General features: G+C 38.2%; 13 protein-coding genes. 11 read left to right on the top strand and 2 right to left on the bottom strand.

Annotation, left to right across the window (positions count from 1 at the left end; genetic code table 11):
* From JR050_RS14720 to asnB, 4 genes are all read left to right on the top strand, one after another.
* Window positions 1–1,866 (top strand): PTS fructose transporter subunit IIABC, encoded by a 1,866-nt coding sequence (locus JR050_RS14720; protein WP_204204262.1) that lies wholly within the window; start codon window positions 1–3, stop codon window positions 1,864–1,866.
* A 122-nt stretch (window positions 1,867–1,988) separates the two neighbouring features.
* The gene (locus tag JR050_RS14715; protein WP_204204261.1) at window positions 1,989–2,255 is read left to right on the top strand and encodes a phosphocarrier protein HPr; all 267 of its coding nucleotides are present in this window, start codon (window positions 1,989–1,991) and stop codon (window positions 2,253–2,255) included.
* Between the two features lie 2 nt (window positions 2,256–2,257).
* Window positions 2,258–3,982, top strand: coding sequence for a phosphoenolpyruvate--protein phosphotransferase (gene ptsP, locus JR050_RS14710; RefSeq protein WP_204204260.1), 1,725 nt, complete (start codon window positions 2,258–2,260; stop codon window positions 3,980–3,982).
* Window positions 3,983–4,104: 122 nt separating this feature from the next.
* On the top strand, window positions 4,105–6,009 hold the full coding sequence (gene asnB / locus JR050_RS14705) for an asparagine synthase (glutamine-hydrolyzing) (RefSeq protein ID WP_204204259.1): 1,905 nt from the start codon (window positions 4,105–4,107) through the stop codon (window positions 6,007–6,009).
* Window positions 6,010–6,038: 29 nt separating this feature from the next.
* Here asnB and JR050_RS14700 read toward each other — a convergent pair whose 3' ends face one another.
* Window positions 6,039–6,245, bottom strand: coding sequence for a TM2 domain-containing protein (locus JR050_RS14700; RefSeq protein ID WP_204204258.1), 207 nt, complete (start codon window positions 6,243–6,245; stop codon window positions 6,039–6,041).
* Window positions 6,246–6,362: 117 nt separating this feature from the next.
* Between JR050_RS14700 and JR050_RS14695 the strand changes: the two genes are divergently transcribed.
* The gene (locus JR050_RS14695; RefSeq protein ID WP_204204257.1) at window positions 6,363–7,553 is read left to right on the top strand and encodes an MFS transporter; all 1,191 of its coding nucleotides are present in this window, start codon (window positions 6,363–6,365) and stop codon (window positions 7,551–7,553) included.
* Between the two features lie 97 nt (window positions 7,554–7,650).
* Here the strand turns inward: JR050_RS14695 and JR050_RS14690 are convergent, their stop codons facing one another.
* Entirely contained in the window at window positions 7,651–8,631 is a 981-nt protein-coding gene (locus JR050_RS14690; protein WP_204204256.1) for an ABC transporter substrate-binding protein, read from the bottom strand.
* Between the two features lie 302 nt (window positions 8,632–8,933).
* Here JR050_RS14690 and JR050_RS14685 point away from each other — a divergent pair, with 302 nt between their 5' ends.
* The 6 genes from JR050_RS14685 (at window position 8,934) to trhO (ending at window position 13,887) form a co-directional block, all read left to right on the top strand.
* A complete protein-coding gene (locus tag JR050_RS14685; protein WP_204204255.1) occupies window positions 8,934–9,935 on the top strand; it encodes a FecCD family ABC transporter permease in 1,002 nt (333 codons plus the stop codon).
* On the top strand, window positions 9,932–10,987 hold the full coding sequence (locus JR050_RS14680; protein WP_204204254.1) for a FecCD family ABC transporter permease: 1,056 nt from the start codon (window positions 9,932–9,934) through the stop codon (window positions 10,985–10,987). Before JR050_RS14685 ends, JR050_RS14680 begins: the two co-directional genes overlap by 4 nt.
* A gap of 52 nt (window positions 10,988–11,039) precedes the next feature.
* Window positions 11,040–11,879, top strand: a complete 840-nt coding sequence (locus tag JR050_RS14675; RefSeq protein ID WP_204204253.1) for an ABC transporter ATP-binding protein — start codon at window positions 11,040–11,042, stop codon at window positions 11,877–11,879.
* Window positions 11,851–12,624 carry a siderophore-iron reductase FhuF gene (fhuF, locus tag JR050_RS14670; protein WP_204204252.1) on the top strand — a complete coding sequence of 258 codons (774 nt, stop codon included), beginning with the start codon at window positions 11,851–11,853 and terminating at the stop codon, window positions 12,622–12,624. Before JR050_RS14675 ends, fhuF begins: the two co-directional genes overlap by 29 nt.
* On the top strand, window positions 12,608–12,862 hold the full coding sequence (locus tag JR050_RS14665; RefSeq protein WP_239454417.1) for a YusU family protein: 255 nt from the start codon (window positions 12,608–12,610) through the stop codon (window positions 12,860–12,862). Before fhuF ends, JR050_RS14665 begins: the two co-directional genes overlap by 17 nt.
* Before the next feature lie 110 nt (window positions 12,863–12,972).
* Complete coding sequence (trhO, locus tag JR050_RS14660) at window positions 12,973–13,887, top strand: oxygen-dependent tRNA uridine(34) hydroxylase TrhO (protein ID WP_204204250.1); 915 nt, start codon at window positions 12,973–12,975, stop codon at window positions 13,885–13,887.
* Window positions 13,888–13,985: the final 98 nt, after the last annotated feature.

Genomic DNA, 13,985 nt, shown 5'->3' with positions numbered 1-13,985 from the left:
ATGAAAATAACAGAACTTTTAAGAGAAGATACAATCCTATTAGACTTAAAGTCAAAAACAAAGGCAGAAGTGATTCAGGAATTAGTAGATAAACTTGATTCTGCTGGCCGCTTAAACGATAAAGAAAAATATAAAGAAGCCATATTAGCTCGTGAAGCACAAAGTACAACAGGAATTGGTGAGGGAATTGCCATCCCTCATGCAAAGACAAATGCTGTAAAGGTTCCAGCCATCGCATTTGGTCGTTCAACAGAAGGCATTGATTATGAAGCGTTAGATGGGGCGCCAAGTCATCTGTTCTTTATGATTGCAGCAAGTGAAGGAGCGAATAATGAGCATCTAGAAACATTATCTCGCCTATCCTCCTTTTTAATGGACCCAGCGTTCCGTTTAAAAATTGAATCTGCTACAACAGTAGGAGATGTGCTGAGAGCAATTGACGAAAAAGAAGCAGCTGAAGAGCCGGATGATCAACCAGTATCAAAGGGATCTGATTTAATCTTAGCTGTTACGGCATGCCCAACTGGGATTGCTCATACGTATATGGCTGCAGATTCACTAAAGGCAAAAGCGAAAGAACTAGGTCTAGATATTAAGGTACAAACGAACGGTTCAAGTGGAGTGAAAAACAGATTAACTCCTGGTGAAATAGAAAAAGCAACGGCAATTATTGTGGCTGCTGATACAAAGGTAGATTTAACACCTTTTAAAGGTAAGCCCGTGATTCAAGTTCCAGTTACACAAGCAATTCGCAAGCCAGAAGAGCTTTTAAACAAAGCTGCAGCTGGTGATGCACCTATTTTACAAAGTTCAACGACTGAAAAGGATAGTGACGGGGGAGAGCGTTCTGAGCGCTCAGGCTTTTATAAGCACTTAATGAATGGAGTCTCAAATATGCTGCCATTTGTTGTAGGTGGAGGTATCTTAATTGCCCTTTCATTCTTCTTTGGAATCAAATCTGCTGATCCTAACGACCCAAGCTATCATCCGATTGCTGAAGCTTTAATGACAATCGGTGGAGGAAATGCCTTTGGATTAATGATTCCTGTACTTGCCGGGTTTATTGCGATGAGTATTGCTGACAGACCAGGGTTTGCTCCAGGTATGGTCGGTGGATTTATGGCAGCTACAGGTGGGGCTGGCTTCTTAGGTGGTCTTATCGCTGGTTTCTTAGCAGGATATTTAGTTGTTCTATTAAAGTATTTGTTCAAGGGACTACCACAGTCATTAGAAGGTATTAAGCCAGTTCTATTATATCCACTATTTGGGATTCTCTTGACTGGAATACTGATGATGTTTGTTATTATTGATCCTGTTCGTGCGTTAAATGAAGGATTAACTGCATGGTTGCAAGGGCTTGGTACAGGAAACTTAGTCTTAATGGGATTACTTCTCGGTGGAATGATGGCAGTAGATATGGGTGGCCCAATCAATAAAGCTGCGTTTACATTCGGTATTGCTATGATTGATGCAGGGAACTTTGCGCCACATGCTGCGATTATGGCAGGAGGTATGGTTCCTCCGCTAGGTTTAGCATTAGCAACAACTTTATTTAAGAGAAAGTTCACTCAAGCAGAACGTGATGCTGGAAAGACAAACTATATTATGGGTGCCTCTTTTATTACAGAGGGTGCCATTCCTTTTGCAGCAGCAGATCCTGGTAGAGTGATTCCATCTATCATCGTTGGATCTGCTCTAGCTGGAGCTTTGTCTATGTTATTTGGAATTGGTTTACCTGCTCCACACGGTGGACTATTCGTATTTTGGACAGTAAACGGTAATCCATTCCTTTACCTGTTAGCCATTGCGATTGGTTCAATCGTGACTGCACTTATGGTTGGTTTTTGGAAGAAAGAAGTAAAATAATGGATCCCCGAGAACTTTGCCTTTCATTCAATTGAAAGGCGGAGTTTTGTTATATGAATAGCTTTTCATGCTTTGCGTTAAACTTGTGTTAGATTGATTAATCGAATTAAAGGAGAATGAATATGGCAGAAAAAACATTTACAATTACAAGCGAATCAGGATTACACGCAAGACCAGCAACGGTACTTGTACAAACAGTAGGTAAGTTTGATAGTGAGGTCAACTTAGAATATAACGGAAGAACAGTTAACCTTAAGTCTATTATGGGCGTTATGTCTTTAGGTGTACCAAAGGGGAGCAAAATTACTGTATCTGCAGAAGGGTCGGACGCAGGTGAGGCGATCGCAGCCGTTGAAGAGGCGATGAAAAGAGAAGGTTTAGGGGAATAGAAATGAAACAACTAACAGGGATTGCTGCATCTGGTGGAATTGCGATTGCAAAAGCATACAAACTGGAGCATCCAAATCTAAATATAGAAAAATCTGAGGTCAGTGATGTAGAGGCTGAGCTAGCACGTCTTGTAATAGCACTTCAGAAATCGAACACGGATTTAGAAAAGATTAAAGAAATAGCCAATATACAACTTGGTGAGGATAAGGCAGCAATATTTGCTGCCCATCTTTTAGTGTTAAGTGACCCAGAGCTTATAAATCCCATCAAGGATAAAATTAAGACTGAAAAAGTTAATGCAGAATTTGCCGTCCAAGAAGTCTCTTCGATGTTTGTTCAAATGTTTGAGCAAATGGATAATGACTATATGAAGGAACGTGCTGCAGATATACGGGATGTAACGAAACGTATTCTAGGGTATTTATTAGGTGTGAGCATTCCGAATTTAAGCTTGATATCAGAAGAAGTGATTATTGTTACAGAGGATTTAACACCATCTGATACGGCACAACTTAATCGAAACTTTGTCAAAGGATTCACAACAGATATAGGTGGCAGAACGTCTCACTCAGCGATTATGGCTAGGTCAATGGAAATTCCTGCAGTTGTGGGGACAAAGGCTGTAACTAGTTCTATTCAAAATGGTGACATGCTCATCGTTGATGGATTAAATGGATTCGTCATTGTAAATCCAACTGCAGCGGAGTTAGCAGAATACAAACAAAAACACGGTGACTATCAGAAACAAAAAGAAGAGTGGGCAAAGTTGACACAAGAGCAAACGGTTTCGAAGGATGGCCATCATGTAGAGTTAGCTGCAAACATTGGTACCCCAGAAGACGTTCAAGGTGTGTTAAATAACGGTGCTGAAGGCATTGGGTTGTATCGTACAGAGTTTCTATATATGGGACGTGACTCACTTCCAACGGAAGAAGAGCAATTTGATGCATATAAAAAAGTACTTGAACGAATGGAAGGAAAGCCAGTAGTTGTTCGTACGCTTGACATCGGGGGAGATAAGGAACTTCCATATATGCATTTGCCAAAAGAAATGAACCCATTTCTAGGGTACCGTGCTATTCGTTTATGTCTAGATGAACAGAGCATCTTTAGAACTCAACTCCGAGCATTACTACGTGCTAGTCAATACGGTAACTTAAAAGTAATGTTTCCGATGATTGCAACAGTTGAAGAGTTTAGACAATCAAAAGCTATACTTTTAGAAGAGAAAGAAAAGTTGCAAAAAGAAGGAACATCAGTTTCCGATGAGATTGAAATTGGTATGATGATAGAAATTCCTTCAGCTGCGATTATTGCTGACCAATTTGCGATAGAAGTTGATTTCTTTAGCATCGGGACAAATGATTTAATTCAATATACAATGGCAGCAGATCGTATGAATGAGCGAGTGTCCTATTTGTATCAACCATATCATCCTTCAATACTACGGCTAATAAACATGGTCGTTGAGGCTGCCCACAAGGAAGGAAAGTGGGCTGGTATGTGTGGTGAGATGGCTGGGGAGAAAAAAGCAACACCTATATTGCTGGCATTAGGATTAGATGAATTATCAATGAGTGCATCGTCCATTTTACCAATTCGCTCCATAATTAGCGGATTATCGGTTAAGGAATTACTCAACATAAAAGAAAAAATACTCTCTTGCTCAACAGCTGATGAAGTATTAGATATAATTAACCTTTTGAACAGAAATAATATAATTTGAAAAACGTATCCTTTATGGGTGCGTTTTTTATTTCATAATTTTACCTATTTTATCAAAATATGTAACTTTTTGTAATTTTATAGCGTTACACTCCTAGTTTAAGCAGAAGGAGTGAAATCAACATGTGTGGATTTATCGCTTGCATGTATCAACATCCACTTTATAAGAAGGATCCTTCAATTTATAAAGAGATGAGTAATGCAATTCAGCATCGAGGGCCAGATCAAGAAGGAGTATATGAAGATGAGTATGTAAATCTCTTTTTTAGGAGATTAAGTATTGTTGATCTCGAGCATGGCTCACAGCCAATGAGCTATGAGAATGAAAGGTATTGGATCGTTTTTAACGGAGAGATTTATAATTTTAGTGAACTGAGAGCTACTTTAATTGATAAAGGACATATTTTCAAAACGACATCCGATACGGAAGTAATTCTAGCATTATATAGTGAAGTAAAGGAAAAAGCAGTACAACAATTAAGAGGAATGTTTTCGTTTGTGATATATGACAAAGTTGAGAAAGAACTGTTTGGAGCAAGAGATCCATTTGGTATTAAACCCCTATATTACTTACAATCAGATGAATTTATCGTTTTTTCTTCCGAGAAGAAAAGTCTTTTATACCATCAAGAACAAGGTGAAGAGCAAATCAACACTCAATCTGTACAACATTATTTATCTTTTCAATATGTTCCTGAGCCGTTTACGATGATAACCAACATTCATAAGGTTCCGGCTGGTCACTATTTCAAAAAAACGCTTGATGATAACCTGAAGATGAATTGTTATTATCAAGTAACTTTTAAGCCTAGAAGAGATAATGAAGATGTTGTCATCAAGCAGGTTCGTGAAGAGGTTATTCATTCAGTAAAGGCGCATATAATGGGGGATGTTCAGGTTGGCTCATTTTTGTCTGGGGGGATCGACTCAACCATTATTGCCTCAATTGCTAAAGATTATGTTCCTAACTTCCAAACGTTTTCTGTTGGGTTTGAACAACATGAATATAGTGAGTTATCAATAGCAAAAGAAACTGCCTATCAATTAGGAGTACCGAATCATTCTAAAGTGATTAGTGCCGACGAATTTCTAAAAGAGTTACCTAAAATTGTTTGGCACTTAGATGATCCTTTAGCTGATCCGGCATGTATTCCGTTATACTTTGTATCCAAAGAGGCCAGGAAACACGTTACGGTTGCTTTATCTGGAGAAGGGGCTGACGAATTGTTTGGGGGTTATAACATTTATAAAGAGCCTCAATCTCTTGAACTATTCAGCTTTATCCCGAATCATGTAAAGATGAATTTGCTTAAGTTAGCGAGGATTTTACCTGAAGGAATGAAAGGCAAGAACTTTATAGAAAGGGGATGTATTTCTATTGAAGAACGGTATATTGGCAATGCTAAAATATTTCTAGAGGATGAGAAGAAGAGAATACTCGTTGAAGGAATGCATGATCAAACGTACAGGTGCATTACTTCCCCATTCTATAAAAAATCACTGCATCTCGATCCGGTTACGAGAATGCAAGATATTGATATGCAAACATGGCTTAAAGGGGATATTCTGCTAAAAGCAGATAAAATGTCAATGGCTAATTCCTTAGAGCTACGGGTACCATTCCTGGACAAACATGTATTTGAAGTTGCTTCAAGGCTCCCATCAGAATACAAAATTAGAGAAGGAACAACGAAGTGGGTACTTCGTAAAGCATTTGAGGGCACCGTACCGCAACATGTACTGAACAGAAGAAAATTAGGATTTCCTGTTCCGATTAGGGTATGGCTTCGCAATGAATGGTACGATTGGGCACGCAGTTTAGTGTTTGAAAGTGAAACAGAACATATTTTCAACAAAAGCTATGTCTTAGATTTATTAGATGAGCATGCTTCTCAGAAAAAAGATCATAGTAGAAAGATTTGGACAGTCTTACAATTTATGATGTGGCATCAAGTGTTCATAGAAGGTACATATAATTTTAACGAGAATCATGAAACCAAAAAGAAAAGAGAATTTAGTTTTCAATAAAAAAATCGGCAGCGCTGCCGATTTTTTTTTTATTTATTAACATACTTTGCTTGAAATTCTTCATCGGATTTAACGAGATAAAGGATACCTTCGATCAGACCGATAATTCCAGGAATCCCCGTCCAAGAGAAGATTAGATATAAGATTCCCATTCCTATTTTTCCTAAGTAAAATTTATGAATTCCTAAGCTTCCTAAAAGAATTCCAAGAATGCCTGCTACAATTCTGCTTTTCAAGATTCATCCCCCTTTTTTATTTAATATGTACGAACATATCTCTTTTATAAGTTTGATTTTTCAATGGAATAAAACAAGTTGTAGGAGTAAAGCTAAAGAAAGAAAGAGGGGATCGAATTGAAATCAGGATTTAGTCAGTTACCACGTTCTTTAAAAATATTATTATTAGGCGTTTTACTCTCACATTTAGCTTACTATATTGTATTGCCTTTATTACCGATTATTCTAAAAGTTATAAAAGGGTTAACAATAACCCAAATAGGGACCGTGTTAGCTGTGAGTTCATTTTCTTATCAAGGCGGAAGTATACTAGGTGGTTTTATTGCAGATAAGGTAGGAAGAAGACTAATTATTACTGTTGGTGCTTTAATAAAAGGAACAGCACTCGCTAGTTTTGCCTTTGTCTCTGATTTTTCTCTTCTATTAATAGTAGCATTTCTAAATGGAATTGGAGGAGGACTAAACTCACCATCGACAAAAGCAGCTATCGCAGCATTAGCATCTGAAGGGGACCATAAGACCACCGTATTTTCACTTCGAGGTATAGCTGCCAACATTGGTGTGGGAAGTGCAGGGTTACTAACATACTTTTTAATTAGGGAAGAGTCCGTAATAATCTTTTATATTTCAGCTGCCTTGTTTGGTCTACTTGCTATAATTAGTTGGATTTATGTGCCAGCTAACTGTAAAGAAGGGGAATGTGAAGAGTTATCTTTGCGGACTTATAAGCAAGTATTTCAAAATCGTGCCTTTGTTATATACTCCATTGTTAGTATATTTGTATGGGGTTTGTATGCTCAGTTTGCGTTAGCAGTACCACTGCGGGCTGAATCGTTTATGAAAAACCCGACGGCTGTTTCACTTGTATGGACGTTTAACAGTTTATTAGTTGTTCTCTTGCAAACGTTTATTACAAATCGAATCATTAAAAGAATGAATCCTATGGTTGCTTTAGCATTAGGGACGTTGTTTATCGGTGTTGGTATAAGTAGCCTTTATTTCGCCAATCACTTTATCGTATTGATTATGTGTGGAATTATCTTCGTTATTGGGGAAATGATCATGATGCCAACGATTGATGTAACCATAACACGACTTGGCACTACTCAATTAATTGGAACATATTTTGGACTAGCTAACTTCGTGTTCGGATTAGGAGAGGGACTAGGTAACTTTGGTGGATCTCGATTACTAAGTCTTGGTATTCAAACGTATCTACCTTGGATTTCCTACTTGACACTCGCTGTTCTTGTTTCACTCATCATCTACCTAATTCGTAACCAAAGTACAATGAAAAAGATATTTTAACACTGTAAAGGAGTGGGGGACAGGCCCCCACTCCTTTACAGTGCTAAAGCGTAATGTATGTAATAAAAGCCAGGGACAAATGCCCTGGCTTTAGCTATTATTGTTCTAGGAAGTGCTTTTCTAAATCATCAAGTAATAAGTTTGCCGCAAGTACGCCACCAGCTGTGTTCCAAATTGTATCATCTACTTTGTACACTTTACCAGCTTTCGCAACTTCTAAGTTTTTGAATAGTGGGTCGTTGATCCATTCTTCTTCGTTCTTAGTAGCTGCACCGTCTCCTGGTTCATATGTGAAGTAGAAAAGAATATCTCCTTCCATTGCAGGAATACGCTCTTTTGTTGCCTTTTCCATGAAGTCAGGTAAATCTTGTTCTTGTGGACGCTTAAGTCCGATTTGCTCTAAGATTACTCCTGAGAAAGAGTCCTTATGATAAATTCGTGCATGGTCTGCCATGAAACGAACGATTGATACTTTCGTGTCTATCTTATCTCCTAAAGCAGTGCTGAATTCTTTGATGCGAGCATCATATTCAGCTAACACTTTCTCGCCCTCATCAACCTTGTTTAATGCTTGAGCGTAAAGCTTGAAATTTTCTTGCCATTCACCGCGTAATGTTTCAGCAAATACAGTAGGTGCAATAGCATTTAATTGCTCGTAAACTGCTTCTTGGCGCATTTTGTTACCGATAATTAAATCTGGCTCTAAAGCTGCGATCGCTTCAACATTTACTTCACTTTCGGTACCAACAGGTGTAACATCTTTCATTTCATCAGTGATGTGATCATACCAAGGATCACCAGTCCATGAGTTTACTGCTCCAACAGGTGTAACGCCCATTGCAAGTAACGCTTCAGTACCTTCATTAGTTAAAATAACTACTTTTTTTGCTTCAGCAGGAACTTCAGTTGTTCCCATAGCATGCTCAACTGTTACTGTTTTAGCTTCTTCCGTTTTTGTTGCTTCATCTTTCGGTTCTTCTGTTTTTTCCTTATTAGCAGCTCCACAACCAACCATGACAAGCATGAAAGTTAGTAGTAAACCAATCATAAGAAATGACTTTTTGTATGTAGTAAACATGTTTATCCCCCTTGAATCTTGTTTTTTACTAGTCTTGCTTCAGCACCCAGCGCCTCAGGTCAAATGGAGGAGGAAAATCACCACTTCCATATTGCTTGCCTGAAGTTAAAGTGGTTGCTTTGGCATTGTAGTTGATAATGATTTTCAATCACAATTAGAATAATAAAGCCTTTTCATTTTTGTGTCAACACCTAAATGAAAATGATTTTCAAATTCATTGACAGCATATTCAATCTCCAATAGACTATATATATAAGGTAAGTAAAAATCATTCTCATTTATCAATTTTGGGGAGTAAAATCATGTTGTTGAAGACAAATCGAGCAAGAACGCTAGGTTTATTAGTAGGAATCATTCTATTCATTCTATCAATTTGTGCCAGTATCCTATTAGGATATACCGCAACGACTTGGAAGATGGCAATTGATGCTTATTTAAACTTTAATGGAAGCAATGAACATATAATTATTCAAACGACAAGAGTACCAAGAGCTCTTATTGCAGCAGCAGTTGGTTCTAGCTTAGCCATTGCTGGGGCAATTATGCAGGCGTTAACGAAAAATCCATTAGCTTCACCAGGGATAATGGGAGTAAATGCAGGAGCTGGCTTTTTTGTAGTGCTCTCGATAACATTTTTTGCTCAAGCATCATTAAACCAGTTAACATGGAGCGCCTTTTTAGGTGCTGCTGTAGCTGCATTTACAGTTTACTTTCTAGGATCACTAGGAAGAGAAGGGCTTACACCGATGAAGCTGACACTTGCAGGTGCCGCTATGGCCGCGTTTTTCTCATCCTTCACCCAAGGGCTTCTTGTTATAAATGAAAAAGCTCTAGAAGAAGTGTTGTTTTGGCTTGCAGGATCTGTTCAGGGTCGTGATCTTGATATTCTACTTTCTGTATTACCATACTTAGTCCTTGCCTGGATCGGATCGCTTTTATTAGCAAATCCGATTAACGTCTTGTCTATGGGAGATGACGTAGCAAAGGGACTTGGTCAAAAAACTGTACTCATCAAATTATCAAGTGCGATTGTCATCGTTTTGCTAGCAGGTGGAGCTGTAGCAATTGCAGGACCCATCGGTTTCATTGGTATTGTCATTCCACATTTAGCACGATCTATTGTTGGAATTGATCATCGCTGGGTTATTCCTTACTGTGGATTATTAGGCGGTATCCTTCTGTTAGTAGCGGATATTGGAGCACGGTATGTGATTATGCCGGAAGAAGTACCAGTCGGTGTAATGACAGCAATCATTGGAACTCCATTCTTTATCTATATCGCACGCAGGAGGATGGCAGGATGAAGAAATATCGTACATTCCGACTTCCTAAAGAGACTGTTTCCTTTTTAGTAGATAAAAAGGCGATTACAGTAATAACGACATTAGCAATAGCCGTAGTGGCAGTTATGATATTTAGTACAGGAATGGGAGATATGAAGCTATCACCCCTTCAAGTCATTCATGCTTTGCTTGGGAACGGAACGAGAATGGAAAACCTAGTTGTTAATTCCTTCCGGTTACCACGTATTTTAATTGCATTATTAGTAGGAATTTCATTAGCAGTTGCGGGTGCAGTTCTTCAAGGATTAATTCGTAACCCATTAGCTTCTCCTGACATTATCGGGGTTACAGGCGGGGCATCAGTAGCAGTCGTTGCATTTCTAGCAATTTATTCAGATACAAGTAACGCTTTAACAATCAGTATAAAATGGATGCCAGTTGGTGCCTTTATTGGGGCAACGGTCGTTGCTTTACTCGTGTATTTCCTTTCATGGAAAAATGGAGTATCACCGATCAGGCTTGTATTAATTGGTATTGGAATATCTTCGCTTACTCAAGCAGTTACCACTTTATTAATGGTATTAGGTCCAATATATCAAGCAAGCCAAGCGAACATCTGGCTAACGGGAACAGTATATGGTTCTACCTGGGAGAATGTAAGTATACTTTTTCCATGGACATGTGTTTTGCTCGTGATTACAATGGTGATGGCAAGACGTTTAAATGTACAGGAACTTGGTGATGAATTAGCAACGAGTGTTGGAAGCGCGGTACAACGCCAGCGTTTTACATTATTGTTAATTGCTACAGGATTAACTGGCGGGGCCGTTGCATTTGGTGGTGCAATCGGTTTTGTTGGATTAATGGCACCACATATTGCTCGTAAACTTGTCGGGTCTTCATTTGGCGTGTTAATTCCTGTTTCAGGATTAATCGGAGCATTACTTGTCATTATAGCTGATTTAATTGGCAGAACGGTTTTCTCACCAATTGAAGTTCCTGCTGGGGTATTTACTGCCGCAATTGGAGCACCGTATTTTGTTTACTTATTATATAAAAGTCGAAATGCTTAAAAATAGAAAATTATCAACAAAGTTTTGCAATCTGAACTAAGGGGCGAATGATATGAGCGCGATACGTACGGAATCATTAACATTGTCATATGGTGATAGCATCATCATTAACGAACTAGATTTACAAATTCCAAAGGGTGAAATAACGGTATTTATCGGTGGTAATGGCTGTGGGAAATCAACGCTCCTTCGTTCAATTGCTCGCTTGCTAAAGCCACAAAAGGGTTCGATTCTTCTAGAAGGAAATGCGATTGCAAAACTACCAACGAAAGAAGTAGCAAAGCAACTTGCCATTCTTCCGCAAGGACCTGTTGCACCTGAAGGGTTAACTGTTTTACAGTTAGTAAAACAAGGCCGCTATCCGTATCAAAGCTGGTTAAAGCAATGGTCAGAAGAGGACGAAAAGGCTGTAAGAAATGCATTAGAATCGACGAGAATGACAGAGTTTGCAGAAAGACCAGTTGATTCATTATCTGGTGGTCAACGTCAACGTGCATGGATCGCTATGACATTGGCACAAGAAACAGATATCATCTTGCTTGACGAACCAACTACGTACTTGGATATGACACATCAAATTGAGATTTTAGATTTACTATTTGAATTAAATGAAAAAGAGCAGCGAACGGTTGTAATGGTACTTCACGATCTTAACTTAGCTTGTCGATATGCTCATTACCTAGTAGCTATTAAAGATAAACAAATATATGCACAAGGTAAGCCGGAGGATGTAATTAGCTGTCAGGTTGTAAGAGATGTGTTTGATGTGAATTGTGAAGTGACGCAAGATCCAATTTTCGGTACACCTTTATGTATTCCACACGGAAAAGGTAGATGTATCTTACCGCAATTAGGTGAAGCAAATGGCAAAGAACCAGTTACAACCTCATGAGCTTGAGCGATTAGTTCAATCTTTTCGGATTACATTAGAACAATCAAACGATCCATTATCTTTTCCGAGTAAAAACTTATTGAGTACTGAATTTGTATCGGAGTTAATTGAGCAATTAAAAGGAGTATATAACGTAAGAGAGCATTACGTTATTGCTTCACAATTTATGAAACGGTATGCGTTTATGGTGGTTGTACCGTATTTCTATTCATTAAGCATGTGGAATAAGCAATTAGATATGGATATAGAAAAGGTAACGTTTCAATCCAAGATGGAAGATGGTGCTTGGCTTCCTCGACTACAATTGCAAACCATTGATGTCACAATGTCTGATCCAAACGATCGGGCTGAATGGCTCAGAACTTCATTAAAAAAGCTGTTTAAACAACACCTTGATCAGGTAATAAAGGTGTTAGCACCTACGGGAAAAATATCTCGTCAAGTGTTATGGGAAAACACAGCGATATATATATTTTGGATTTACGAGATTATGTTTAAAGAAAATACATCTGAGCAAGTAAAACAGGACTTAGAATTCCTTTTGAATGCAGACGGAAGTATGTTTGGAGATTATACGTATAATCCAATTGCAAAATTTTATTCTGAGAAAAAGTCAAACGAAGAAGTACGTACTCGTAAAACATGTTGCTTCTATGACCGCTTACCAGGTGTAAAAGGCCGTTGCTCCACATGTCCAGTAACGTGCAAAATACCTGATGAAGAGGGAGATGGAATTTGTGGATGAAAAATTAAAATCTCAATTTGATGGATTACTTGAGAAATATACAGAATTATTACTTGGCGAAGCGAATGAAGAACTAAAGGAAAAGGTGCAAACCTATGCTTTATACACACATATCGCAAAAACAATGCCAGCACTCGCGAAGCATTGGAATGAAACATATCCAGATGCTAAAGAAGGTATGAAACGGCTTATTGGTGAAATAAAAGAATTAAATGAACTGCATCGTTCAAAAAAGTAATAAGTAGAAGTGTATAATTATGTACACTTCTTTTCCGTTTTCTGGATTTAATTTTTCACTGATTTTTTGATATGATAGATAGGAAAATTATTATAAAGGTGAGTAGAAATATGGACTATCGAGTGTTACTTTATTATAAATATGTTGTCATTGAAGATCCTGAAAGTTTAAAAGATGAGCAACGAGAGCTATGTAGCAGACTTGGGTTACTAGGCAGAATTCATGTTGCACCAGAAGGAGTAAACGGAACGGTTTCAGGACCAAAAGAACAAACAGATCAATATATAGAAGAAATGAGAAAAGATCCTCGCTTTGCTGATGTCATTTTTAAAGAAGAACAATCAGAAGGACATGCCTTTAAGAAGCTAAAGGTGAAGGTGAAGCCAGAGATCGTTAACTTAAGCTTAGAGGATGATGTGAATCCTAATGAAGTAACAGGAAAACATTTATCACCTAAGGAATTCTTTGAAGCAATGCAAGATGAAGATGTCATTATTTTAGATGCGCGTAATACGTACGAATACGACCTTGGTCATTTTCGCAATGCAATAAAACCAGATGTTGAAACATTTCGTGATTTACCAAATTGGGTGAGAGAAAATTTAAGTGATCAAAAAGATAAGAAAATTTTAACATACTGCACGGGTGGTATTCGTTGCGAAAAATTCTCGGGCTTCCTTGTAAAAGAAGGCTTCCAGGATGTTTCTCAGCTAGACGGTGGAATTGTAACATATGGTTATGATCCTGAGGTAAAAGGTAGTCAGTGGGATGGAAAGCTATATGTGTTTGATGAGAGAATCTCAGTTCCGGTCAACCGTACAGATGATAGTAAGGTCGTTGGTAAGTGCTACTCATGCGGCAAGTCGGAAGAACGTTATGTGAAGTGTGGAAATCCGGATTGCAACAAGCATTTATTGATGTGTGATGAATGCGAGCATGAAACAAAGCGTTCTTGTAGCACCGAGTGCAGAGAACATCCAAGAAATCGGTATGTAAAAGAGCATGAGGTACAAAACCAAGCGTAAGATGAGTAGTAGTGGTTTCAGTAGAAGCCACTACTTTTTTTGTTATAATAAAGTTGGAATTTGATGGAAGTGTGTATACAAATATAAAGATAAAAAAG

The organism is Bacillus suaedaesalsae (assembly GCF_016890225.1).
Classification (GTDB): Bacteria; Bacillota; Bacilli; order Bacillales; family SA4; genus Bacillus_BS; species Bacillus_BS suaedaesalsae.
This window is presented reverse-complemented; position numbering and strand designations above follow the sequence as displayed.